This window comes from Pseudomonas sp. NFACC02 (assembly GCF_900110765.1).
GTDB lineage: Bacteria > Pseudomonadota > Gammaproteobacteria > Pseudomonadales > Pseudomonadaceae > Aquipseudomonas.
On the sequence record NZ_FOEO01000015.1, the window covers coordinates 95670 to 121519 of the forward strand.

Genomic DNA, 25850 nt, shown 5'->3' on the forward strand with positions numbered 1-25850 from the left:
TGACCCTCGATGCCCATCTGCGCCCACCTATTGTTGTGTAGCAAGGCGAGCATCCGGGGGTGATCTACGCCTGGTCACACGGCATCCAACACCGGTAACACGAGTCCGAAGCAGGCCTTGGTGAGTGTCAGCTCCTGGCCGTTCTCCGCCGGTCGTCACTACGGCGTGTGCTGGTCAAATCGAATGCAAACGGTTGATCAGCACGAATGCAATTGACTGGTCAGTGACGATGCAAATGGGTGGTCAAGTCCATGCAATGACGCAGGCTCACATTAAAAACCGACGAACGACCACCCGGCCATGGAAAGCCACCGGCCTCCAAGGTCTTCCAGCGCTACCGATTGGCGCAAGATTCGCCCCCAAAATCCGGTTGACCGCAAGCAGAACGAGCGCTAAACCAGAACCGTACCAGCGCTGTCCTCGACAGTACCCAGGTAGCCAGAACCTTTGAGGCTACGCCACATCGTGGTGGCTCTCCCCAAGTGCGATTAGCGTCCGGCGGCTCGCACGGTCACAGCGATGTGATGGATGCCACTTCTTCCAGAATGCCCACTGCGGCAACTCATGCCCCCTCCTGGCTGTTCTGCAGCAACTTATCCGCTTGGCCATTTCTTGCGCCAACCTTTTGCCCGTCTCTTTGCTCCCTAAAGAGACGGGCGCATCTCACATTGCTGCAGCCCCGCTCGCATGGGGCTTTGCGGCTTTCCCCCTCGTGACAATCGGCGTGACAAACACCGAATGCTCACTCGCCACAGCGATGCCGATGATGGTGCCGCAGCCCAAGGAATGGACTGCACCTGACTGACAGTCAGGCATGCCCCGGTCATCGCATCACTGCCTTCACCCGACTCTGGATCTCGCGGCATTGGTCTCGTCAGCCAGCGCAGCCTCCACCCGCCCACGTCTTCGGAAGTGTTCAGGAGGCCAGATCATGAGATGCCCAAGCTCCCGGCCGTAAGGAGCCGTCAGTCCCACGTTAGTGGACAAACCTCACAGGTCGCAGGGGCCTTGATCCCTGATAACACTCAACAACCGTGGCGGGATGAGTGAGGACGAAGTCGATAATCTCAGGAGAATAGCGATGCAACTGCGCGAAGCGTTCGAGCCACCACAACCATTGCTGGAATACCAGCAGGTGCCACTGCCCTACCCGGTCGAAGCACTCGGGGATCTGTTGAGCCCTGCGGTCGAACGACTGGCCGAAGTGATCGGCGTGCCCTGCGCCATGGCTGCACAATCGGTGCTGGCTACCACGGCCTTGGCGAGCCAGGGTCATGCCAATGCCCAACTCGACGGTCGAACCTATCCGCTGTCCCTCTACCTACTGACGGTGGCGTCCTCGGGTGATCGCAAAAGTGCGGTGGATCAGCTGGCACTGAAAGCGGCGCGCGACTGGGAACGACAGCAGTGGACCCTGTATGCGGAAAAGCTCAAAGCCTATCGCGCAGCCAGCAGCATCATTGCCAAACCCAAAACCTCAAAGAAACACTCGGATACGGAAGGCGGTGGACTATCCGAGCCGGTACCGCCGAGATTGATCATTGCCGAGCCGACCATTGAGGCCCTGGTCAAAAGCTTGTGCCATGGCTTGCCCAGCATGGGCTTGTTCAATGATGAAGGTGGCCAGTTCTTGGGCAGCAGCACCATGAGCAAAGAGAATCTGCTTAAGGCGATCACCACCTTGTCGACATTGTGGGATGGCAGCCCGATCGACCGGGCCCGCTCCATGGCCGGAGAAAGCCTACGTGCCTATGACCGCCGCCTCAGTCTGCATCTGATGCTGCAGCCCTACCTAGCCAATCAGCTGTTCAAAGACCCGATGATCAATGGCCAAGGCATCCTCGGTCGTTGCCTGATCAGTTGGCCCGAGCGCCTGGCCGGCCAGCGGCTCTACAAGGCGATCGACTTGAGTCGGGATACCAAAGTCCAGCGCTACCAACAGCGGATCACGGCCCTACTGCAAAAGCCCTGGTCGCTTCACAAGGATGGCTCACTCAATCCCGCCACACTGGAGCTGACTGCCCGCGCCCGTCGTGCCTGGATTGATATTCACGACACCATCGAGTGCCAGTCTGGCGAGTTCGGCGAGCTGGCCGGCGTCCAGCCTGTCGCGAGCAAGGCGGCGGCAAATGTACTGCGTATCGCGGGCGTGTTGGCCATGGTTGAAGAGGCCAGTGCGTTGGAGGAAGCACACATCCAGCGCGCCTCCGCACTGATGGATTACTACCTGGCCGAGATCCAGCGCCTTACCGAACAGGAGCCGGTCAATAGCCGATGCGAAGAGGCGGATCGACTGCTGCGCTGGCTGGTGCAGAAAGGCTGGACGCACTTCACCATTCGCGACGTCAATCGCAACGGCCCTCGTTTTGCCCGCAAGAGCGCTGACCATACTGCCTCTTTATTGGTCGTGCTGATCACCCATCGCTGGCTGAGCAGCCGCGACGGGAAAACTTTCGAGGTCCGCCATGTTTCGCCTCAATGACGCGGTGCGCCGTTACCAGGCGCAACATCAACCGCAGCCAGAATCGCGGCGTGTCGCCGCCGCTGTCGCCACCCTGTCGCCACGCACCAGGCCAGAAACGACGCGGGCTGTCGCCACTGTCGCCGCTGTCGCCACACCACCCTTGGACCCTGCCTACCTCGCCCGACTGATCGAGCAACTGCGTGAGGAAGGAGCACTGCTGCAACACCAGGAGAACGCCCTCCTGATCCGCCCGACACACTGGCGGCAGATGGACAGGCTCAGCCCTCACTGGAAAGCCCTGCTGCTCTTTCTGCAAACGAACGAAAACGGTGATGACGATGGCCTTGGTCGGTCGGCATGATGGTCGCAACTTTGGCTATGGCCGCCAGCTGAGCTACGCCGGCCCACAAGCGCTCAAGGATCTGTTTGCCGGCGGCCACTTCGCTACGGTCAAAGCGCATAGCGATCGCTGGCAAGCGTTCGTGCGTTGGTGTCGGTCAGAGGACGGCCCCGGTTTCAACGATGCGCGTCAGATCGATCGACGGACGCTGCAAGACTACGCCGCTTACCTTCGCCAGCAGATCCTGCAAGGCGAACTCTGCATCGCGACCGCGCAGAACCGCCTGAGCAGCGTCAACCGCACCCTCGCCGCGCTGCGCGGTGATCAAGACGTGAGAATCGCCAGCCCGAGTCAGGCGTTGGGACAGCATCGCTCGGGCGTACGCACCCACGCGCCGGATGGCCAAGACCACCAGCAGGTGCGGCGAGTACTCGAGGCGCTTGGCGAACAGCAACACGAGCGGGTGGCCGCGATAGTCCTGTTGGCCCGCGCTACCGGTATGCGCCTGCGCGAAGCGATCCTCGCTGATCTGCCACGTCTCCACCGTGAAGCCGAGCACTTCGGTCGCATCAACATCCAGGACGGCACCAAAGGCGGCCGCTCAGGGGCATCAGCGCCGCGATGGATCAATGCTAATGAAGAGGTGAAGGTGGCGCTACAGCTCGCCCGAAATGCGTCGCCGCCCCGCAGCCGCAACTTGCTGGCCCGAGGCGAAAGCTACGCCGCATTCCTGCAACAGACCGTACTCCCCGCCCGCGAAGTGCTGCATGAACAAGGGCTGAAGGGCTTTCATGAACTGCGAGCGGCCTATGCCTGCCAGCGTTACGAACAGCTCACTGGCCACGCGGCCCCAGTCAATGGTGGCCACTGCTATCGAATTGACCGCGACCTTGATCAACGGGCGCGCCAACAAATCAGCCTTGAGCTTGGGCATAACCGGATTGATGTGATTTCGGCTTACATTGGAGGTAGAGCGTGACCAAGCCCTTCGATATGGCGCTGTTCCTGAGCGGCGTACTGACCGGCTCGAAGATCACGCAGCAACGCCACCTACGGCAAGCCAAAATCATGCAAGCTGCCATTCAACAACGATGGCAGCGCGATAACCCCTGGTCCTGGCAACTGAAGCACGTGCATTGGTTTTTTGCTCACTATCTCAACGACCGTTCCGGATCTACTCAATATTATTATCGACTAACCGCCGCCCTGATCTGGATGAGGATGGGTAAAAGCCGAACGCACCTGATGATGGGGTAGACCTATCCATGAAAGCGAATACTGACAGTAGCTCCAGTTCTAACGTAAGCTAAGTCATGGCTATAGGCCACGCTCCATATCTACGGAGCTATCAGGCCGGAGATAGCAAAATACCGGTCGCAAAGCTTAGGAGGAGCGTTGATGAGCACAGGAAAGCCCAAAAGGATTACGCTGAACGTTTACTTACTCAAAGAGGCACCAAATTCGGCCTCTTACTGGACAGATAAAGATTTTATAGCGAGCCCCATAGGTCCGAACGGAAAGCCTAAACAAATTGGGACAGAACAGTACCCTCTTGGTCCTGAAGGGGAATATGGCACTCTCTTCATTCGGAAACCTTTTGTAGAGGCCGCTCCAGAATGGTTGAACTTCATTCAGAAGGGCCTAGATGAAGGAGTGAAAACTTCCAAGTGGAAAAATAAAAGCATCTCCGCCATTCTGATTGTGAAAAATGGCTCTCGCCAGTTTGCTATTTCTTTTGGATATGGGCGCTATCTGATTGAGCCGAGATTAATCGAGGATAGATTTGGCATAAAGGTCGTTTTAAACAGTGTCTCACCCGACAAGATAGCATCAATTGATCGTCAGACATTCGACGCGTCCCCACGACTAAGCAGGACACAAACGATCAAAGCAGCATCTGTGTCAGATTATATGATTAATGCTGAGCAGGACTTGCTTCGCGGACTAGTAGGACACACAAAAAGCGCTTACTCAGATGTTTTTGGAAAAATAATCGCCGGCATTGATTCATTCAAGGCATCCATAGCGATAGACCTTGCTGATCTAGGCAACTTCCTGCAACTGGCATTAGAGCGCTCCGCCTCAAAAGACTACCTCACTAAAGATGTAGACGGACATGCCAGTGAGTTTTCTTGGGTTGAGAATTTACTCCCGGTTAAAGACAAAGAGCTTTCCGAGGCTCTCGACATTCAACTTTGGAATTCTCTAAGTTCTAATCAAACCAAAGACATGTGGCTCGCCATACCGGATCTAATTGACTGGACCTCCGTTACAGGATTCGCTTACAACCGAACCCCTGACAGTGATGATATTGATCCTGTGCTAGATTTGGGAAGATTTTTTTCTACGTTTAGGAAAGGAGCAACTTTAGATACGCTAAAGCGACGCGAAATTTTTCTGATTCTTTCAAGCGGCAGTCCTCCAAGACCATTCCCTGCATTTAAGTGTCTCTATGCGGAAGTCAAGCATGATGCAAATTTATATATTTTAAACGCAGGGAATTGGTTTAAGGTAGAAGCGTCCTTTCAGACGGCAGTAGAGAAGTATTTCGCGGAACTACCGAGAAAACAGTTCGCGCCACCTTTTACAGAGTATTCGCACGCCGGTGAAGGTCCGTATAATGAGTACGTTTGCGCCCAAGCGCAGAGTTCCCATGCAATGCTCGACAGACAAATGATCAGATTTGGTGGTAGCTACGATAAAATTGAGGTCTGTGACATTTACAGAGTGAAAACTCAAAACGAACGGGGTGAGTTTATTCATGTTAAACGCGGTCGTGGCTCATCGACGCTAAGCCATCTATTCGCGCAGGGTTTTGTGGCCTCGACCCTCATGGTAAGAGAGCCAGGCTTTGTAAAAGACGTAAACTTGCAACTGGCGAAGAATAAATTTGACGCAATTCCTGTTAATTTTGAAGCGCGTGGCAATGACGTTATCTATGCCATCATTGATGGACCCGCCTCGACAGCTCTAGATATACCTTTTTTCAGTAAGGTAACACTACAAAACTACGGAAAGACCATCAACTCATACGGCTACGGGGTAAAGTTGATGCATATTCCGGAATCTGCCGCTCACCTTGCTAGTGTCGCCCAGAAAACTGCAGCAAAAGCTTCCAAAAAGAAAACAACAGTTACAAAGAAAAAAACAGTCCGCAAGAAGACCGTCCAGCCAAAATCCGGAGTTTGACTTGAAGTGCCTGTTTCCAATGGCAAAAAGCCCTCTCTCAATCAGAAAACGCCCCTTTTACTCGTTCAAAGCGGGCGTAGTGGTCGGGGAGGCTTACGCGTCTTTCTTCGTGAAGCGCAGCTTTGGGTCGAAACTGCCAGTTGTGACCCAAAGCTGCGCCTCAAGCAAATGTAAGCATGCATTTCGTCGATGCAATGTAAGCGCTTCCTAAATCCCACCGTCTTCACGGTGGGGGCGCTTAGCTAACTTCATCGCACGGCCGTACGTCATCATCGACTTAGTAATGTTCTTCAATATAGGCGTATGCCCTTTCAAACAGGTCCTTGTCTTTGCTTAGGCCAAACTGCGCCAGGGTCAGCATCAGTGCTTTCTGGATTTCGCGTGGACCACTGTTGGAGTTCTGCCAGCCCTCAAAGCGGGTAGCGTTCACAATTTTGTCGATCTGCTCGACCACATCACCAATCAGCTTCGGCGTTGTTTCCGGGCGGGTTTCCAGGAAGAGTTTGGTCAGCGCCTGCTTGTTGTCTGCCTCCGTTACTACAGGGTCACCGGTTTCACGCTCGGCCTGCACCGTATCTTTGGCGGCATCCAATAGGCCCTTGAGCCAGTCGATGGCCTTGATTACACCCGCTTCATATTCTCGGCGCAGTTTCTCCAGGCGCTCGCCCAGCTCGACGAACACAGCCTCGCCATGGCCGCGCAGACGCCCCATCAAGTCTATTTCCAGTCGGCGGGCACGTTTTTCCTGCTCTTTCTCGGTCAGGGTGAAGATTGCGTGTTCATCCATGATTAGCTCATCGATGTCATCGCGTATGCGACTGATATCGGTGTGCTCGTGAATCATCTTGATGGTCTCGGGCCCTAACGCGGCCCAGACCAGCGCCCCCGTTTGACCAACCGGGCGTACTGATTCATAGATTTGCGCCAGCCATTTGTAATCCTGGCGGTAGGGTGTCAGGAAAGGGTCGGGGTTGATGGCCGACCAGAGTTTGGCCAGCACGCCAAAGGCTGCGGCAAACTCATCGCGTTTTTTATTGTCCGGCAAGCATTCCTGTGCGGCCAGGATGCCGTCGAAGCCTGCCAGGGTGCGGTCCACGTTCGGGAAGAAGGCCAGACACAGCTTCAACTGCTCTGGCAGCAACTCCTTGAATTTCTCGATACCTTCGACAATCCCGTCGATCTCTTCCGGGTTATAGGCCAGCGCCGTGCGCAGGTTTTCGAATACGCCCAGATAATCGATGATCAGGCCCATACGCTTGACCACCCCGTCCGCCTCATACAGGCGATTGGTGCGGCACATGGCCTGCAGCAAGGTGTGGTCGCGCAGCGGTTTATCCAGGTACATGCAGTAGCAGATCGGCGCATCGAAACCGGTCAGCAGCTTGGCGGTCACGATCAGCAGTTGCAGGGGTTGTTTCGGGTCTTTGTAGGTTTCCAGCAGGTTTTTCTGCGCCTGCTCTTCACCATCGAATTTCTGCCAGCGCTCAAAGTCGGCTTGCTTGATCGGTAGAGCGAGCTCTTCCTTCCACTTGTTCCAGTCCTTGTTGAGCTTACCGTTCTCATCCTTCACCGGAGCCTGGTCGAGATTCATGACCACCTCCAGTGCGTCGAAACCCAGCATGTGACCAAGTAGGTAATACATCTGCACGCAGGCATCGCGGTCATAGACCACCACCATGGCCTTCATCTTTTTCGGCTGCACATGGCTGGTGAAGTGTTCGGCAATGTCGGCACTGATGGCCTCCATGCGCTTCGGTGCCTTAAGCATCACGGCCAGCTTGCCGGCGCGTTTGGACAAAGTGGCCTTTTCGTCCTCGTCCAGGTTGTTGTCTTTGACCAGTTGCTCGAACTCTTCGTTGATCGCCTCACGGTCGACCCGCAATTCGGCTAAACGGGGCTCGAACTTAACCGGGTTAGTGGCTCCGTCGCGGATCGACTGTTTGTAGCTGTAGCGGTTCATATAGCGGCCGGGATCTTCATCGGCGCCGAACAACTTGAAGGTATTGCGTTCGATACTGGAGATCGGGGTGCCGGTCAGGCCGTAGAAGTGGGCATTGGGCAGCGCCCAGCGCATCTTCTCGCCCAAGCCGCCTTCCTGGGTGCGGTGGGCTTCATCCACCAGCACGATGATGTTGTCGCGACTGTTTAGGCCCGCCAGGTTGTGCTCATCGATCTCAACATCTTTGAACTTGAAAATGGTGGTGATGAGGATGCCGCGGCTGTCCTGCTCGATATGTTCACCGAGCTTTTTACAGCTCTGCACCTTGATCAGGTTTTTCACATCGGCGCCGCCGAAGGTCTCGCTAATCTGGCTGTCCAGGTCGCGACGATCGACCACGATCAGCACGGTGGGGTTTTTCAGCTCGTTGTCGGCCCGCAGCATCTTGGCAGCATAAAGCATCAGCAGCGACTTGCCCGAACCTTGGAAGTGCCAGATCAGGCCTTTTTTCGGGTAACCCTGTTTGACCCGCTCAACAATCTGCTTGGCCGTCTCGAACTGCGGGTAACGCGGCAGCAATTTGATGCGTTTGGGCGGTGTGTCTTTACCTGTTTTATGGGTAGAGAACAGCGCAAAAGAAGCCAGCAGTTGCAGCAGGGTTTGCGGGTTCAGTAGCCCTTCGGTGCTCGCCAGCACGGAGGCCAGGGTGTCGGGAATATCCTCACGCTGATCGGTGTGGTGCCAGGGGCCCCAATCTTTGACCCGGGCATTGATCGCTCCGTAGGCAAAGGTTTTGCCCTCACTGGCGAAGCACAGCAGGTTGGGTACGAAAAAGGCTTTTGCATGCTGCCAATAGTGTTTTTTGCCGCCCATAAAGTCAGCGGCACCGTCCTGCCAACTGACGCTGGGGCGAGTGGCGCTTTTCACTTCACCTACCACCAGCGGGATGCCGTTTACATACAGCACAATATCGAAGAACACCTCGCCAGCCGCGACATAGTGCACCTGTTGGGCCACTACAAAGTGGTTGTTGTCGAGGTTTTCGAAGTCGATCAGATTGATGGTGACATGTTCACCATTCTCACCAAAGGCCAAGGTTTTTTCGGCCAGCAGCCACGCCTGGAAATTCTCGTTGGCCCGGACCAGGCCACTGTGCGGGGCCTCCAGCATTACACCGCGCAGCTTATGAATTACCTCATCGGCGTAATCCGGCTGTTTGTCGATAGCTGGGTTTAACGAACACAACGCGTCTTTTAGCCACTCATCGACAAATATATCCTGCGCCTTCTTGGGCAGGCTCTCGCCGTGGCAGTAAGTCCACTTTCCCCCACTTAAATTTTTTAAGCGGTCGATAATTCCATTTTCGGTGACAGTATGCTCGTTAAACATTCTCACGCCCGCCTAAGGAAATCTTCAAAAATAGATGTTCTTAACCTTCTCAGATCAGAAAGCTTGATTGATGCAATATTGATAGATTCCAAAAGTTCTCCAATGGAATTATTGATCAACTTCTGCTGCGTGTCTGAAGGAATCGCTATTTTCAGCTTGGAAAATGAACTCTTGTTAATTTTTTTCATACTCCCGCTTGTGCCAGCAGCTATCATTTTTATTTGAGATCTAGCGCATGGCGAAAGCAGATAATTTTTTAAGAACTCCTTCGACACAAGATTTTCCTTTACATTCAATCGCCACATTGTGTCAGGGAATATAGCACTCCTTTCAAGTTCATCTTTGTAAATTCCTGCAAAACCAACTAAATCCGCTGTGTTTGCCCTAGAAACCAATAGATCTCCATTGCCTAGCCTCAATTCTCTTGAAAATTTCTGAGCCTCTATAGATTTATATCCATTAGTTTGAAATCCGTGCCGGGTCAAGCAGTTTAGATTCAAGACATAAAAACCAGTTTCTTTATCAACTGCAGAAACCGAGTCTCCGCTTTCTGGGGGACTCATCAAAATATCTTTAATTTGATAATTAATCCAGCCACTACCAAGTTCGCAGTTATTTTTTGCATCCACATCGGAACTGTCTTTGAATGCGTTCAATTGAACTGCACGTAAGCATTCTTCAAGGGCGAAAATTATAGATCTAATTGCCTCTTCTTGGTCAGCGACTCTCTGGAGGATCTTCAATATCCCCGCCTGCGCCTTAACATCAGGGATATAAAACTCATACCCTTCAATATCCGACCAGTTTATATATGGGTTTGTAGACCCCTTTGAGTTAACAACGGAATGTCGCGTGAATCCTTCGGACAACATGATGAATGGCAGTAGGCGCCCATCAAAAAAATCACAATCCGCTGGCTCTATGACATAAGTGGTGTTTGCGGTGACCCCATCAAAATCCGCTACAGCCACTTTCTTCAAATATGTTCGTCTTGAGCCATAGAGTATTTGACCTTTTCGAAATATGCGATGAAATGCGGGCCCCACATAGTCATCAGAGAAGGTGCCATACCTCCTCACTCTTAAGTCTTCGGTATCCATATGACCACCCTCTACATATCTTTCGAAGGGGTTATTCTCTCGATCTACAGATTCCTTACACTGCCTAGCGACATCGCTAAATTTTAATCTCTGCCAACCATCAGACAATGCTCTTTCAAATCGCTCGATTACTGGACTCAAGGTTTTGGTGGTAGATATTTCTTCTGAAGAAAAACCCAATTCAGCGAGGTTTTTTAACAATCTGCTAGTTTGCTTTTTCAAACGGACGCGACTGACTTTCCAGGCTTCAATGGCGTGTTCGATCTCATGCAAATCCCCATCGCTGGGGGACTGCACATAAAGCGGTATCGACAAATTGTGTTGGTTCTCGCGAATCGCTTCGATATCCACCAGCGCAGTAATGGCCGGAGATTTGTCCGGCGCGAAGTAGGCTTCGGTTAGTACGGCGAGGTCATCGTCCGAGAGTCGACTATGTGCGCGCTCGCGTGTGACATGTTCGATTCCATTGATAAACAGGATCTTGCCTTTGCGCTCAGTGGGTTTGTTGCAGTTGAGCACCACCACGCAGGATTCCATCGGCGAGTTATAGAAGAGATTGGGGCCAAGGCCAATCACTGCTTCGATAATGTCCGACTCGATCACCTGCTTACGGATGGCCTGTTCCGAGTCACGGAACAGCACGCCGTGGGGCCAGAGCATGGCGGCGCGGCCGGTGTCGGGCTTCAGGCTCTTGATGATATGGGTGTAAAAGCCATAGTCGGCGCAGCCCTGGGGTGGCACGCCGTAAAAGTTACGGCCATAAGGGTCGGCAGCGAACTTGTCGCGGTTCCATTTTTTGATGGAGTACGGCGGGTTAGCGAAGATCACGTCGAACTGTTTGAGCTGGTCGTTATCGATAAACTTGGGCTCGGCCAAGGTATCGCCGCGCAGCACTTCAAACTCTTCGATCTCGTGCAGGAACATGTTCATACGGGCTATGGCGGAGGTGAGCAGGTTCACTTCCTGGCCATAGAGTTTGACACTGCGCCATTCTTTACCTTCGTCCCGCAGGTCCATCACCGCATTGAGCAGCATGCCGCCGGTGCCGCAGGTGGGGTCATAGGCGGTTTCACCGGGTTTGAGACCCATGATGCGGGTCATCAGGTGCACCACGGTGCGATTGGTGTAGAACTCGGCGGCGGTGTGGCCAGAGTCGTCGGCGAACTTCTTGATCAGGTATTCGTAAGCTTCGCCCAGGTCATCCTGGGCCACCGACTTGATGCCAAGGGGGATCTTGCTGAAGTGCTGAATCAGGTCGGCCAGCAGGTGGTCGGGTAGACGCTCTTTGTTGGTCCACTGGGCATCGCCGAATACGCCGTGCAGGCGTTCGTTGTGGGTCTCGATCAGGCGCAGGGCATTCTGGATGGCTTCGCCAATGTTCTTGCTGGTATGGCGTACCTTTTCCCAGCGCGCCTCCTGGGGAATATGGAAGCGGTGAAACATGGGCATGACGGAATAGTCGGCATCGCCCTCGTTGACCTCCATGGCCTCGACATACTCTTCCAGGTAAACGTCGGATAGGCGTTTATAGAACAATAGCGGGAAGATGTACTGCTTATAATCGGAGGCGTCGATCTGCCCGCGAAGAAACTCGGCCGCTCCCCAAAGGAGGTCTTCGAGTTTCTTTTTGCCAAGTTGAGAGGCTTGGTTTTTCTGGTACTCAATCATTCTTACGAGTCTTGTCTAATAGCTGATGAGCAAGCTGGCTCAGGTCGGCGAGGCGTTTGTCTGCGCTGGCGGCAACTTCATGTTGGCGTTTCTGGTGAAACTGCTCGTACTGCGACTCGGCGTGTTGCTTGATGAACTGCGAGATGTTGCTGTCAGCGCTATCCATGCTCATAGCTCAAATCCTTCCTTGATCAGCAGTTCTTCCAGCTCCTGCTCGGCCTGCTCCAGTGCGGCCAGTTTCTGCTGAAAGTCTTTCAGCGCCTCTTCGACGGTGATTGTTTCTTCTTCCAGTGGCTTTTGCACATAGCGAGCAATGTTCAGGTTGAAGTCGTTTTCGGCAATTTCACCCAGCGGCACCCAGCGCGCTACTCCTTCCAATGCTATGGCAGAGGGGCCTTGCTGATACTGCTCTAGGTAGATCTGGTAAATCTGATCCGCCTGGGCATTGCTCAGGGTGTTTTGCGCGCGGCCTTTGGTGAAAATCTCCTCGGCATTGATGATAAGTACATGGTCACGATGCTCATCAGGGCGCTGCTTGCGTAGCAACAGGATGCAAGCCGGGATAGCGGTGCCGTAAAACAGGTTGGGCGCTACGCCGATAATGGCTTCGATGCGGTTTTCTTGGAGCAGGCTGGTGCGGATTCGGCCCTCTGCCGCACCACGGAACAGCACGCCATGGGGCAACACAACCGCCATTCGCCCATCGGCATTGAGGGAGGCGAACATGTGCTGTACCCAGGCAAAGTCACCGTTGGTTTTCGGGGCCAGGCCGTGACTGTTGCGGCTGTAGGCGTCCGCCGCCCATTGTTCATGACCCCACTCACTGAGGCTGAACGGTGGATTGGCGATCACACAATCAAAGGTTTCGAGCCGGTCGTAGATCAGAAACTTGGGCTCACGCAGGGTATCTCCACGAACAATCTCAAAGTCTTCCTGGCCGTGGAGAAACAGGTTCATGCGGGCAATGGCTTCAGTGGTCAAGTTCTTTTCCTGACCTTTGAGCTTCAGCAGCCGGGGATCACCCGTGTTTTCTCGAACGTGGTGAATGGTCTCCAGCAACATGCCGCCCGTACCGCAAGCCGGGTCATAAACGCTTTCGCCCGCTTTGGGGTCAAGAATGTTGACCATCAGCCGCACAATGGTGCGCGGGGTGTAGAACTCACCGGCTTTCTTGTTGGCTTTGTCAGCAAAGCGCTTGATCAGGTATTCGTAGGCGCGCCCCATATCGTCGTTACGAACGCTGGCAACCCCTAGATCGACTTTGTTGAAGTGGTTGAGCAGCGTGGCTAGCAGCTCATCCGGCAAGCGCTCTTTATTGGTCCAACTGGCATCGCCGAAGATGCCATGCAACTGGGTGTTGGCTTGCTCTATGCCTAGAAAAGCATCCTTAAGTGCCTTGCCGATATCGTGGGACTTGGCAAACACGTCATCCCAGTGGCTGCCAACAGGAACCTCGATGCGATGGAAGATTTTCTCGCGCGCCAGCTCCGCGCTTCCGACCTTGGCCAGCACCTCTTCAAACTCTTCGTCATATACATCGCAGATCCGTTTGAAGAATAGGATCGGGAATATGTAGGTTTTGTAGTCGGAGGCGTCAATGGGGCCGGTGATGATGTGTGCGGCGTGCCATAGGTGCGCTTCAAGGTCTTTTAGTTTAATCAGGGTCATTTTTACTCGAAAAAATCTTGAGCAGCTGTTCGGGTAGCCTGCTCCGCTGGCAGGCTAGAGATAGGGCAAGTGTACTGGATATCACTGAATCGAAGGTCCGCATGTCGAAACCACGGAGGCCTTAGCGCTGTGAGGGTGGAAGCGCTTCAGCTTAGTCAAGACAATTGGCAGAGATATCGCTGAGAATCCCAACAGCCTGCGGAAACCTCTGGTATTCCAAAAGGTATTCCAGACAAATCTCTAAAAGATAATTACCTATAAAAATCAACAAGTTAAAAATACTGTTCAACTTACCCCGGCTCAAAAAAAGACGTTCACAGACGTCTTTTTTATTCCTGAAATCTAGGAAATACGTTGGTTTCACGACCTAAACGCCAGACCGACTACAAGACAGAAGCATCAACTACCCTCATCCCCTCAACGAAGCTTCGCCTTCGCCAGGTCGGCGATCAGAAAATCCCGGAACGCAGACACCGCCGCCGGTAGATTGCGTCCAGCCATGCTTTGCAGTTCGATGCGCCGTGCCTGCATGCCTTCGTCCAGGATCGGCAAGCATTGCAGTACCTTGTCGGCCACTTGTTTGTGCAAGGTCATTTCGCTGGCCAGGCTGATCACGCCTTCTTCGCGGACGAAGCTGTAGAGGGCGGCGACGTAATTGGTGGTCAGCACCGGGTCGAACAGCAGGCCCTGTACGCCGCAACAGATGTCGAACAGTTGCCGTATCGTCGTGTCGGCCTTCGGTAAGGCGATGGGCCAGGGTTGTAACTCGGCGAGAGTGACCGCTTCACGCCCGGCCAGGGGGTGAGAATTGGCGACGACGGCAAAAATCGCCCCGCTCAGGACGTGTTCGACTTTGATTTCCTTTTGCGGCATCAGGCTGAAGGTCATCGCCAGATCGGCTTCGCCGGAGCGAACCTTCTCGGTCGCTTCCGCAGGCGCACAGACCTCCAGTGTGAAATGGATGCCCTGATACTCCCGCCTGAACGCGCTGATGTTCCTGGGCATGTATTCCAGTGCAAATCCTTCCGAGCAGGCGACGTGCACATGACCCCGTTGCAGGCCATGCAGCTCGGTGATTTCCAGCACCACCTGCTCGGCCTCAATCTGCGACTTGCGCGCATACGCCGCCAGTCGCGCCCCCGCCTCGCTGAGCACCATGCCCCGGGCACGACGCTCAAACAGGCTGGCATTCAGGGCCAGCTCAAGCTTGGAAATCTGTCGGCTCACCGCTGATGCCGCGACATTCAATCGCACCGAGGCTTCGCTAACCGATCCGCATCGCGCCACTTCCAGAAAATAGCGCAGTGCCGTGGACTGCACACCATAGAGCTGCATCGGCGCTCCCCCAAGGATTGCCTTTTCGGCAATGGAAGTATCGAAATATTATTCTTGTGGCATAGATAGCCTTTCCCTACATTCGTGTCCAGATCAAAACAACATGACCTGACCTTCTTTACCCTCCTTTACGCATTTGCGACCCGCTGCCCTTTGATTCAACCACTCTCGCCAACGGAGACGACGGCATGGGCATCAAAGGTTTCGCCTGCAGTATTGCGCTGATGGGCCTCATCAGCAGTTTTCCGGCTCATGCCGGTAAAGCCAACGACACCCTGATTTACGCTTCCGACAGCGAGCCTGAAAACATCAGCCCCTATCACAACGATTTGCGCGAAGGAGTGATTCTCGGCCGGCTGATCTGGGACAACCTGATCTACCGCGATCCCGACAGCGGCGAATACAAACCGATGCTGGCCACCCGTTGGACACAGGTCGACGACACCACCATCGACTTTGAGCTGCGCAAAGGCGTCAAATTTCACAACGGCGACGCCTTCACCGCCGACGACGTGGTGTTCACCCTCAACTACGTGGTGTCGCCCGAAGCGAAAGTCGTTGCCGTGCAAAACGTGGACTGGATCAAGAGCGCCGAAAAGACCGGTGACTACAGCGTCCGCCTGCATTTGAAGAAGCCTTTCCCTCCGGCACTGGAATACCTGTCCAATGCCGTCCCGATATTCCCCAAGCAGTACTTCGAGAAGGTCGGCCTGGCCGAATTCAGTCGCAAGCCTATTGGTACCGGGCCGTATAAAGCCGTGTCGGTGGTGGCTGGTGAAGGCGTGACGATGGAGATCAACAAGGACTACTTTCCGGACAGCCCACAAGGCAAGCCCCATATCGGCCACCTCAGGTTCCGGGTGATCCCGGATGCAGAAACCCGCCTGGCCGAGTTGATGACCGGTGGTGTCGACTGGATCTGGCGCGTGACCCCGGATCAGGCGGTTGACCTCAAAGGCATGCCGAACCTGACCGTGACCAGCGGCGAAACCATGCGCATCGGCTTCCTGATTCTTGATGCTCGTGGGACCTCCACGGAAAACTCGCCGATGAAGAACCTCAAGGTGCGTCAGGCCATCAACTATGCGATCAACCGCAGTGCGCTGGCCACGCAACTGGTCGGTGGCGAAGCCAAACCCTTGCAGGTGGCGTGTTATCCAGGCCAGTTTGGCTGCGATACCACCGCGGCCACGGTCTACAACTATGACCCGGCCAAGGCCAAGGCACTGCTCGCCGAAGCCGGTTACCCCAATGGTTTCGAGACGGAAATCTTCGCTTATCGCGACCGTGACTACGTCGAAGCCATCATCGGCAACCTGCGCGCGGTGGGCATCAATGCCAAGCTGCGCTACTTGAAGTACGCCGCCCTGCGCGATCAGCAACGTGCCGGCAAGGTGCCGATTTCGTTTCAGGCCTGGGGCTCGTTCTCGATCCTCGACACCTCGGCATCGGCCGGCACCTGGTTCAAGGGCAATCCGGACGACAACATCAAAGATCCACAAGTCCAGGGCTGGTTACAGACCGCCGATAACGCCCTCGACCCGCAAATCCGCAAGGACAACTACCGCAAGGCGTTGCAGCGCATCAGCGAACAGGCGTACTGGGCGCCGCTGTTCAACTACTCGATGAACTACGCCTACTCCTCCGAACTCGCGTTCACGCCGTACCCGGATGAGCTGCCGCGTTTCGTTCAGTCCAGCTGGAAATAATCCGCGACCGGACGGATTGACCGAGAGGTGCCGTGGCGAGCGGACTCACCCTCACCACGGACACGTCCTCACACCTGCCATCCATTGGATACGAGGAAACTTGCCATGCTTGGATTCCTTCTGCGCCGTCTGGGCATCGCGATTTGCGTTGCGATTACCGTGTCGGTGATCAGTTTTTCTCTTTTGCATCTGTCCGGCGACCTGGCCACGGCCATCGGCGGACCGGAAGCCAGTAGCGAACAGATCGAACAGATCCGCGTGCAATACGGCTTGAACAAACCGCTACCGACCCAGTACTTCAACTGGCTGGGCGATTTGCTGCGGCTGGACCTGGGCAACTCTTTTTTCTTTCAGGAGTCGGTCTACAACCTCGTCGCCAGCCGCTTGCCGATTACCCTCGGATTGGGTGCCATGGCGCTGGCTATCGCGTTGCTGGTGGCGATTCCACTGGGCGTGCTGGCGGCGGTCAAACGCGACACCTGGGTTGACCGACTGGCCTTGAGCGTTGCGGTGCTGGGTCAGGCAATGCCAAGTTTCTGGTTCGCGCTGATGTTGATCGTGGTGTTTGCGGTGACGCTCAAGTGGCTGCCGGTGTCCGGCAACTCAACCCTGCTGCACTTCGTCATGCCGGCCATTGCCTTGGGCTACTACGCGACGCCGGCCATCATGCGTCTGACCCGCGCCGGCATGCTTGATGTGCTCAGTTCCGATTACATCCGCACCGCTCGCGCCAAGGGCCTGCGCCCTGCCCGCGTGTTGTTCAAGCACGCACTGCGCAACGCCTTGATTCCGGTCGTCGCGCTGGCGGCGGTGGAGTTCGGCTTCATGCTCGGCGGTTCGGTGGTGATCGAAACCGTGTTCTCCCTGCAAGGCATCGGACAACTCGCCTGGGACGCCATCGCCCGTGACGACTTTCCGGTGGTACAGGCCGTGGTCCTGCTGATTGCGGTGATCTACATCATCCTCACCTTGCTGGCCGACGTGCTCAACGCATTGCTCGACCCGCGCATTCGCGTGCGCTAGGAGGCTTACATGAGCACCCCCACGACCCTCGCGATCAATGACTACCTGCCACCCCCGAGCAGCCTGAGCCGAGTACTTGGCAAGAGCTTTCGTCACCGTGGGTTCGCCATCGGCGCGGCGTTGTTGCTGATCATCTTCGTTGGTGCACTGTTCGCGCCGTGGCTGGCGCCTTACGACCCTTATGCGCAAGACGTGATGCTGCGCATGAAACCGCCGGTATGGATGGCCCACGGCACCTGGGAATACGTCCTCGGCACCGACAAGCTGGGCCGCGACTACTTGTCACGACTGCTCTACGGCGCACGCATTTCGCTGTTCATCGGCATTGCGGCGGCGATGATTTCCGGCTTCATCGGCACCGTCATGGGGCTGTTGGCGGGTTACTACGGGGGCAAGGTCGATGCGTTTATCAGCTACCTGATCACCACCCGACTGGCGATGCCGGTCGTAATGGTCGCACTGGCATCGGCCTCACTGATGGGCGGCTCACTGAAAGTGGTCATCGTGCTGCTCGGCTGCCTGTTATGGGATCGCTTCGCGGTGGTCGTCAGGGCTTCGGTGCAACAGATTCGCGACGCTGAATACGTGGCGTCAGCCCAGGCGCTTGGCTGCTCGACCCTGCGCATTCTGGTCAGTGAAATCCTGCCCAATCTGGTCGGCCCGCTGATCGTTGTCGCGACGCTGGAAATGGCCCACGCGATCCTCCTGGAGTCGGCACTGTCGTTCCTCGGGGTTGGCGTGCAGCCGCCGACGCCATCCTGGGGTTTGATGATCGCTGAAGGCAAACCCTACATGTTCTTTTCCCCATGGGTCATCGCCATTCCTGGCGTCGCCCTGATGATTCTGGTGCTGGGCATCAACCTGGTCGGCGATGGTCTGCGCGATCTGATCCTGCCTGACGGCCGCAACTGATAGACGACCGTCACTAATAGACCGCCGTAACTGATAGAGGGCACCGAATCATGGCACTACTCCATGTGGAAAACCTGCGCGTGGACATCCCCATGGGCAACAGCCCGACGCCGGATGACATGCTGCATGCCGTGCGTGGTCTGGATTTTGAAGTCGAGCGCGGTGAAATGCTGTGCATCGTCGGCGAGTCCGGCTGCGGTAAATCCCTGACCTCGCTGGCGCTGATTGACCTGTTGCCACGCCAGGCCAAACGCACCGCGTCCCGGCTGACGCTGGACGGTATCGACATGCTGAGCCAGAGCGAACGGCGCATGTGCGACTTGCGCGGCAACCGCCTGGCGATGATCTTCCAGGAACCGATGACCTCGCTGAACCCGGCCTACAGCATTGGCGATCAGCTCAGCGAAGTGCTGACTCAGCATCGCAAGGTGTCGCGCAAGGAGGCGCTGGCTCGCGCCGCGCAGATGCTGGAGAAAGTCGGCATCAGCAACGCTACCGAGCGCTTGCGTCAGTATCCGCATCAGCTGTCTGGCGGTTTGCGCCAGCGGGTGATCATCGCCATGGCGTTGATGTGCGAGCCGGACCTGATCATCGCTGATGAGCCAACCACGGCGCTGGACGTGACCATTCAAGCGCAGATCCTGCGCTTGATCCGCGACATTCAGAAAGAACTCGGCCTGGCCGTGATCTTCATCACCCACGACCTTGGGCTAGTGGCCCGGATCGCCGATCGGGTCGCCGTGATGTATGCCGGGGAAATCGTCGAAACCGCCCCTGCCCTGCAACTGTTCGAGAGCCCGCAGCATCCGTACACCCGTGGTCTGCTGGCCAGTATTCCAATCCCTGGTCGGACCCGACCGGGTGAGGCGCTGGGTTCGATTCCAGGCCTGGTGCCGAGCCTGGTGGGTGAACAGCAAGGGTGTGCGTTCCGCAATCGGTGCAGTCAGGCGATACCGGCCTGCGCGCAACACGTTCCCGAAGTCGAACAGGGCGGACACAGGACACGCTGCCTTTTCGCCGCACCAGACCGGGCGCCGATTCGCCTTCCAGAGAGTGTACGGTCATGAAAAAAGACATCGCTTTGGAGCTGTGTGATATCCGTCGCGAGTTTCGGATCAACAAGGGCTTTTTCAAACCCGCCGCCACACTGAAAGCCGTGGATGGCGTTTCCCTGCGCCTGATGCGTGGCGAGACCCTGGGGCTGGTAGGCGAGTCCGGTTGCGGGAAAAGCACCCTGGCAAAAATGCTGCTCGGTCTGTTGCCGCCAACCAGCGGCGATGTGCTGGTCAATGGCAAACATCTGGCGGCGACGGATCGTAGGGAAATGTCCCGGCACATTCAGCCAATATTCCAGGACCCGTACTCCTCGCTGAACCCACGCAAGACGCTGCGTGAAATCGTTACCCTGCCGCTGATCGTGCATGACATAGGCAGCACCGCCGAGCGGCGCAAGAAGACCGAAGAGATGCTCGATGTGGTCGGCCTGCCCAAACGGGTCATCGACAGCTATCCGAGCCAACTGTCCGGCGGCCAGCGGCAACGGGTGGCCATTGCCCGGGCGTTGATCATGCGCCCTGACGTGTTGATCTGCGACGAACCCACCTCGGCGCTGGACGTTTCGGTGCAGGCGCAGATTCTCAACCTGCTGCAAGACCTCAAGCGCGAATTCGGCCTGACCTACCTGCTGATCAGTCATAACCTGGCCGTCATTGAACACCTCGCCGACCGGGTCGCGGTGATGTACCTGGGGCGCATCGTCGAGGAACGCACCCGCGAGTCGTTGTTCGCCAAACCCGGCCACCCCTATACCCGCGCCTTGCTGGATTCGGTGCTTACGCCCGATCCACGCCTGGGCATTCCCGACATCGGCCTGCACGGCACCTTCCCCAATCCGATGTCACCGCCGTCCGGTTGCGCCTTCCATCCGCGCTGTCCGGACTGCTTCGCTCCCTGCAAAACGGCTTACCCGGCCAATGGTCCGCTTATCGGCGGCAACGTGCGTTGCCACCTTCACGACAATCCTGCCCAAACACTGGAGCTTGTCCACTCATGAGTCGTTCACTGGCCATCAGCAACACCACCGAGCAGTTTGACAACGGCGCATTCTTCAATCTGCTCGAACGTAGCGTCGCCTTGCACACCGAAAGCCAGGCAACGGACAGCCAGCCCGAGTTGCATCGCTACCTCAATGACTTCATCACCCCGCATGTCGAGGCGATGGGCTTCAGCGTCAAGATCTATGACAACCCGGTGGCAGGGCGCGGCCCCTTCATGATCGCCACACGCATTGAACATCCAGAACTGCCAACCGTGCTCAGCTACGGCCACGGTGATGTGGTGCGGGGCTATGAAGCGCAGTGGCGTGAGGGCCTTTCGCCGTGGCAAGTCACTGTCGAAGGTGATCGCTGGTATGGCCGCGGCACGGCGGATAACAAAGGCCAGCACCTGATCAACCTGACCGCGCTGGAACAAACGCTCAAGGCTCGCGACGGCAAGCTGGGCTTCAACGTCAAACTGCTGCTGGAAATGGGTGAAGAAGAAGGCTCGCCAGGCTTGAGTGCATTCTGTGCCGCGCACAGTAAAGAGCTCGCAGCGGATATCTTCATCGCCTCGGACGGACCGCGCCTGGCGGCATCACGACCGACGATTTTTCTTGGCTCACGTGGGGTGTTCAACTTCGAGCTGGTGGTCAATTTGCGCGAAGGCGCTCATCACTCCGGTAACTGGGGCGGGTTGCTGGCTAACCCTGGCATCATTCTGGCCAATGCCATCGCAAGCATGGTCGATGAACACGGGCGGGTGAAAGTTGCGGGCCTGATGCCCGAGACACTGCCGGAGCCGGTTCGGCAGGCACTGGCCGATATTGAGGTCGGTGGTGGACCGGGCGATCCGGAAATCGACGCCAACTGGGGTAATCCGGAGCTCTCGCTGAGCGAAAAGGTGTTCGGCTGGAACACCCTCGACGTCATCGCCTTCAAGACCGGCAACCCGGATGCCCCCGTGCATGCGATCCCCGGTAAGGCCAACGCCCACTGCCATATCCGCTTCGTGGTGAACAGCGACTACACGACCTTTATTCCCGCTGTGCGCACCCACCTGGATGCTCATGGTTTCAGCAATGTCGAGGTCAGGCAAAGCCGCATCGATGTGATGCATGCCACTCGACTGGACCCGCAAAGCCCATGGGTCAACTGGGCGCTCAGCTCCCTGGCACAGACCACCGGCAAAAAACCTGCGCTGCTGCCAAACCTCGGTGGTTCGCTGCCCAACGATGTGTTCGCGGACGTGCTCGGCCTGCCGACATTGTGGGTGCCGCACTCCTACCCGGCATGCTCACAACATGCGCCGAACGAGCACTTGCTGGCACCGGTGGTCAAGGAAAGCCTGCAAATCATGGCCGGGCTATTCTGGGACCTGGGCAACGACGCGGCACGCCTGACTCAAGAACATCAGTTGCGGGAGATGGCGCAATGAGCACAACGCCACAACAGGCGCTGGACTGGCTTGCCGACCAGCGCCAAGCCATGGAAACGCTGCTGCAGCGTATCGTCGACACCGACTCCAACAGCTATGACAAGGTGGGCGTCGACGCTGTGGGCGCGTTGCTCGCAGCTGAACTGGAAGCCGACGGCATCCTGGTCAAGCGCATGCCGGTCGATGGTTTTGGCGACGTGATAGTCGCCGAAGTGCCAGGCGCAACTGGGAAGCCGGTGCTGTTGCTGGGCCATCGCGACACGGTGTTCCCCAAGGGCACCACCACGACTCGCGGCTACAGCCGCGACGCCAACCTCGCCTATGGCCCGGGCGTCGCCGACATGAAAGGCGGCTTGGTGCTTAACTGCTTCGCCCTAAAGGCACTCAAGCGCGCCGGGCAGTTGCCCTATCCGGTGCAGGTTCTGTACACCGGTGACGAAGAAATCGGCTCCGGCAGCGCCAGACCCCATATCGAAAACGCAGCCAGTGCCGCCCGCGCCGTGCTCAATACCGAACCCGGCCGGGCCAGCGGTAACGTGGTCAGCGCGCGCAAAGGCGGTGCCACGCTAATCATCGAAGTCAGCGGCCGCGCGGCGCATGCCGGGGTCAACCATGCCGACGGCGCCAGCGCTATCGAGGCCCTGGCACGCAAGATCGTCAAGCTCCATGCCTTGACCGATTACCCGGCAGGCATCACCACTAACGTTGGCCTGATATCCGGTGGCACGTCCAGCAACACCGTCGCGCCCAGCGCCTCCGCCCGGCTGGATGTGCGCTTCATCGAACTCGAGCACTGGGATCGAATCTTTACCGCAATCCAGGCCATCGTCGCAGAAGAAGAACTGACCGGCACCCACGCCATCCTCAAGGAAGCGACCACTTTTCTGCCGATGGAAGCCCGTCACAGCGAACGGCTGCTGCGCATCTACCAACAAAAAGCGCTGGCGCTGGGTTTCAGTGTCGAAGGTGAATTCACCGGCGGTTGCGCCGACTCCGGATTCACCGCCAGCCTGGGCATTCCAACGCTGTGTGGCCTCGGACCGGTCGGTGGCAAAGTCCACACTGATCGTGAATATCTGGAACTGGACACGCTGGTGCCTCGCGCGCAGGCCTTGGTGGCGACCATTCTGGCCGTCGGCGACAGCAGTTGAGGTCATGGAATCTTCAGGAATCGCCGGGACCAGGGTGTCCACGCCCTCACGCCCCAACAGGCGAACTGGCGAGGACGCTGGCTAGATGACGCCGCGCGCCTGCAGCACGCTTTTCGCCAGACGGCGGGTCGCCGAAAGCACGAGTTCCACCTGTTGATCCATCGCTGCGGTGGATGAGGCTATCGTATCCAGTTCGACGACGCGCAACGGGTGACCGTGCACGGACCCCAGCCAGGTCAAGCAGGGAAGTGTGCCGACTTCGACATCCAGTAAAAAACTGCCGTGGGAGACGGAACTCAACAGGTGGCTGGCATAACACGCGCCGATCTCGGCAGATTGCTCCGGGTTAGACCCGACCCGCAACCAGTCGGCCTTCAACGCCTCGGATTGCTTGATGGCCAGATAAGCCACCTGGTCCCAGTCATCTATCGCCATGTGCAGCTTGTCGATCATGTATTGGGGCAACGCGGCGCTGGTCACGATCACCACTCCGACATCCGCCGAAGGTTCCTTGATCCAGACTGCAGATTGCGATATCGCGTGCATGGCGGTACTCCCGGCGATTGGGTAGGAGCCGCTTGCTCCGGGCGGTGAGCCGACGATGTAACCGTGACATTCAACATCGAGGCCGAATAACCCACCGCTTCGTGAGCAAGCTCGCGTCTACAGGTTGTTGGCGTTAATCAGCCGTTGCGGAACAGGAAACTGTAGGCGTTCAGCGCAGGTGCTCCGCCCAGGTGTGCGTAAAGCACTTTCGAGCCTTCGGGGAACTCGCCACGGCGGACCATTTCGATCATCCCGTGCATGGATTTGCCTTCATACACCGGGTCGGTCAACACACCTTCAAGGCTGCCGCACAGACGAATGGCTTCCAGCGTACCTTCGTTGGGCAAACCATATTCCGGGTAGGCGAAGCGTGTATCGAGCACCACGTCGTCTTCGGTGATCTCACGCCCCAACTCCACCAGCTCAGCGGTGTGCCGGGCGATACGCAGAATCTGTGCCTTGGTTTTCTCGGGCTTGGCCGAGGCATCAATGCCGATAACCTTTTTCGAACGGCCGTCCGCGGCGAAACCGACGACCATGCCGGCCTGGGTGCTGCCAGTGACGGAGCAGACCACGATGTAATCGAACGTGAACCCCAGTTGTTTTTCCTGCTCCCGCACTTCCTCGGCAAAGCCGACGAACCCGAGCCCGCCGTAGGGGTGTTCGGAACAACCCGCCGGTATCGGGAACGGCTTGCCACCCCGCTCCCTCACGTCGTCCATGGCCTTCTCCCAGCTGGGCCGAATACCGATGTCGAACCCGGCAGCGTCCAGTCGGACGTCCGCCCCCATGATGCGCGACATCTCGATATTGCCGACCCGGTCATACACGGCGTCGGAGTAGTTCACCCAGTTTTCCTGCACCAGCACACATTTCATGCCGAGGTGGGCTGCGACAGCCGCGACCTGCCGGGTTTGGTTCGACTGGATCCCGCCAATGGACACCAGGGTGTCGCAGCCCTGTTCGAGCGCCTCGGGGATCAGGTATTCGAGCTTGCGCGTCTTGTTGCCGCCGAAGGCCAGGCCACTGTTGCAGTCTTCACGCTTGGCATACAACTCGACCTTGCCGCCCAAGTGTTCGCTGAGGCGTTTCAAGGGCGTGATCGGAGAAGGACCGAAGGTCAGCGGATAACGTTTAAAGCGATTCAGGTTCATGACTCTGCTCCTTGTTTATCGGGATATCCAAGCGCCAGACCGAAAGGCAAAAAGGCTGCGTTTCAGGTTCTTTCAGAGGGGCCTCGATGCGTTCAATAGTAAGAACAAAGCCAAAAATATGTGTTGCAAGTTTCAACCCTTTAAAGAAATATTAATCACCACTCATGACTTCAAACATATTTTTATTGTGTAGAAACCAATATGAGCGCAACAAACAACCACAGGAAACCCGGCAGTCCAGGTGCGGAGCCGCTCCCGCTGGACCGAACCGACCGCGCCATTCTCAAGACCCTGCAGCGAGACGCCTCTGTCTCCAATGTGGCGCTTGCCGAGAAGGTGAAACTGAGCGCGCCGGCCTGCTTGCGACGAGTCGAACGCCTGAAGCAGGCGGGCCTGATCAAGGGCATCGTCGCGTTGCTGGACAATCAAGCGCTCGATGCAGGGATGGTGGTGTTGATCGGCGTGGTACTGGACCGCTCGACGCCGGAATCTTTCGCAGCCTTCGAAGCCGCGGCGCAGAAGGTGTCCGGTTGCATGGAATGCCATGTGGTCACGGGGGAATTCGACTACTTCATGTTGATACGAACCAAGGACAGCAACAGTTTCAACCGCCTCCATGCGGAGCAACTGCTTTACCTTCCCGGGGTTCGCCAGATTCGCTCGTTCATGGGGTTGCGTCAGGTCTTGTCGACAACCCACATTCCTCTATGAGGTTTAATCCAGCCCGATATCAGGTTGTATCGACCCGCTGTCCGAGCCACTCTAAGACGGCATAAATCCCCTCGACTG

Annotated in this window: 20 protein-coding genes; 13 read left to right on the top strand and 7 right to left on the bottom strand. The window is 56.6% G+C overall.

What is annotated here, in order from left to right:
• The first annotated feature begins 1081 nt into the window (after positions 1-1081).
• From BMY73_RS14700 to BMY73_RS14720, 5 genes are all read left to right on the top strand, one after another.
• On the top strand, positions 1082-2482 hold the full coding sequence (locus BMY73_RS14700) for a YfjI family protein (protein ID WP_092407942.1): 1401 nt from the start codon (positions 1082-1084) through the stop codon (positions 2480-2482).
• Positions 2466-2825, top strand: coding sequence for a hypothetical protein (locus tag BMY73_RS14705; RefSeq protein WP_092407944.1), 360 nt, complete (start codon positions 2466-2468; stop codon positions 2823-2825). Before BMY73_RS14700 ends, BMY73_RS14705 begins: the two co-directional genes overlap by 17 nt.
• Positions 2803-3783, top strand: coding sequence for an integrase domain-containing protein (locus BMY73_RS14710; RefSeq protein WP_092408000.1), 981 nt, complete (start codon positions 2803-2805; stop codon positions 3781-3783). Before BMY73_RS14705 ends, BMY73_RS14710 begins: the two co-directional genes overlap by 23 nt.
• Positions 3780-4061 carry a hypothetical protein gene (locus tag BMY73_RS14715; protein ID WP_092407946.1) on the top strand — a complete coding sequence of 94 codons (282 nt, stop codon included), beginning with the start codon at positions 3780-3782 and terminating at the stop codon, positions 4059-4061. The genes BMY73_RS14710 and BMY73_RS14715 overlap by 4 nt, the downstream gene beginning before the upstream one ends.
• Before the next feature lie 141 nt (positions 4062-4202).
• A complete protein-coding gene (locus BMY73_RS14720) occupies positions 4203-5993 on the top strand; it encodes a TIGR04141 family sporadically distributed protein (protein ID WP_092407948.1) in 1791 nt (596 codons plus the stop codon).
• A gap of 277 nt (positions 5994-6270) precedes the next feature.
• Here the strand turns inward: BMY73_RS14720 and BMY73_RS14725 are convergent, their stop codons facing one another.
• From BMY73_RS14725 to BMY73_RS14745, 5 genes are all read right to left on the bottom strand, one after another.
• Positions 6271-9321 carry a type I restriction endonuclease subunit R gene (locus tag BMY73_RS14725; RefSeq protein ID WP_092407950.1) on the bottom strand — a complete coding sequence of 1017 codons (3051 nt, stop codon included), beginning with the start codon at positions 9319-9321 and terminating at the stop codon, positions 6271-6273.
• A 2-nt stretch (positions 9322-9323) separates the two neighbouring features.
• Complete coding sequence (locus BMY73_RS14730; RefSeq protein WP_092407952.1) at positions 9324-12089, bottom strand: N-6 DNA methylase; 2766 nt, start codon at positions 12087-12089, stop codon at positions 9324-9326.
• Positions 12082-12261 carry a hypothetical protein gene (locus tag BMY73_RS14735; protein WP_092407954.1) on the bottom strand — a complete coding sequence of 60 codons (180 nt, stop codon included), beginning with the start codon at positions 12259-12261 and terminating at the stop codon, positions 12082-12084. Before BMY73_RS14735 ends, BMY73_RS14730 begins: the two co-directional genes overlap by 8 nt.
• The gene (locus BMY73_RS14740) at positions 12258-13757 is read right to left on the bottom strand and encodes a type I restriction-modification system subunit M (protein ID WP_092407956.1); all 1500 of its coding nucleotides are present in this window, start codon (positions 13755-13757) and stop codon (positions 12258-12260) included. The genes BMY73_RS14735 and BMY73_RS14740 overlap by 4 nt, the downstream gene beginning before the upstream one ends.
• A gap of 417 nt (positions 13758-14174) precedes the next feature.
• Positions 14175-15092, bottom strand: coding sequence for a LysR substrate-binding domain-containing protein (locus BMY73_RS14745; RefSeq protein ID WP_092407958.1), 918 nt, complete (start codon positions 15090-15092; stop codon positions 14175-14177).
• A 188-nt stretch (positions 15093-15280) separates the two neighbouring features.
• Here BMY73_RS14745 and BMY73_RS14750 point away from each other — a divergent pair, with 188 nt between their 5' ends.
• From BMY73_RS14750 to BMY73_RS14780, 7 genes are all read left to right on the top strand, one after another.
• Positions 15281-16801, top strand: a complete 1521-nt coding sequence (locus BMY73_RS14750) for an ABC transporter substrate-binding protein (protein WP_092407960.1) — start codon at positions 15281-15283, stop codon at positions 16799-16801.
• Positions 16802-16906: 105 nt separating this feature from the next.
• Entirely contained in the window at positions 16907-17824 is a 918-nt protein-coding gene (locus tag BMY73_RS14755) for an ABC transporter permease (protein WP_062378674.1), read from the top strand.
• 9 nt (positions 17825-17833) lie between these two features.
• A complete protein-coding gene (locus BMY73_RS14760; RefSeq protein WP_092407962.1) occupies positions 17834-18736 on the top strand; it encodes an ABC transporter permease in 903 nt (300 codons plus the stop codon).
• Positions 18737-18786: 50 nt separating this feature from the next.
• The gene (locus BMY73_RS14765) at positions 18787-19803 is read left to right on the top strand and encodes an ABC transporter ATP-binding protein (RefSeq protein WP_092407964.1); all 1017 of its coding nucleotides are present in this window, start codon (positions 18787-18789) and stop codon (positions 19801-19803) included.
• Positions 19800-20789, top strand: a complete 990-nt coding sequence (locus tag BMY73_RS14770) for an ABC transporter ATP-binding protein (RefSeq protein WP_092407966.1) — start codon at positions 19800-19802, stop codon at positions 20787-20789. The genes BMY73_RS14765 and BMY73_RS14770 overlap by 4 nt, the downstream gene beginning before the upstream one ends.
• Entirely contained in the window at positions 20786-22210 is a 1425-nt protein-coding gene (locus tag BMY73_RS14775; RefSeq protein ID WP_092407968.1) for a M20 family metallopeptidase, read from the top strand. The genes BMY73_RS14770 and BMY73_RS14775 overlap by 4 nt, the downstream gene beginning before the upstream one ends.
• Complete coding sequence (locus BMY73_RS14780) at positions 22207-23361, top strand: M20 family metallopeptidase (RefSeq protein ID WP_092407970.1); 1155 nt, start codon at positions 22207-22209, stop codon at positions 23359-23361. The genes BMY73_RS14775 and BMY73_RS14780 overlap by 4 nt, the downstream gene beginning before the upstream one ends.
• 81 nt (positions 23362-23442) lie before the next feature.
• On the opposite strand, the gene BMY73_RS14785 is transcribed toward BMY73_RS14780, so the two are convergent.
• Entirely contained in the window at positions 23443-23907 is a 465-nt protein-coding gene (locus tag BMY73_RS14785) for a transketolase (RefSeq protein WP_092407972.1), read from the bottom strand.
• 137 nt (positions 23908-24044) lie between these two features.
• Positions 24045-25061 carry a 1-aminocyclopropane-1-carboxylate deaminase gene (locus BMY73_RS14790; protein WP_092407974.1) on the bottom strand — a complete coding sequence of 339 codons (1017 nt, stop codon included), beginning with the start codon at positions 25059-25061 and terminating at the stop codon, positions 24045-24047.
• Positions 25062-25262: 201 nt separating this feature from the next.
• Here BMY73_RS14790 and BMY73_RS14800 point away from each other — a divergent pair, with 201 nt between their 5' ends.
• Entirely contained in the window at positions 25263-25772 is a 510-nt protein-coding gene (locus tag BMY73_RS14800) for an Lrp/AsnC family transcriptional regulator (protein ID WP_092407978.1), read from the top strand.
• Positions 25773-25850: the final 78 nt, after the last annotated feature.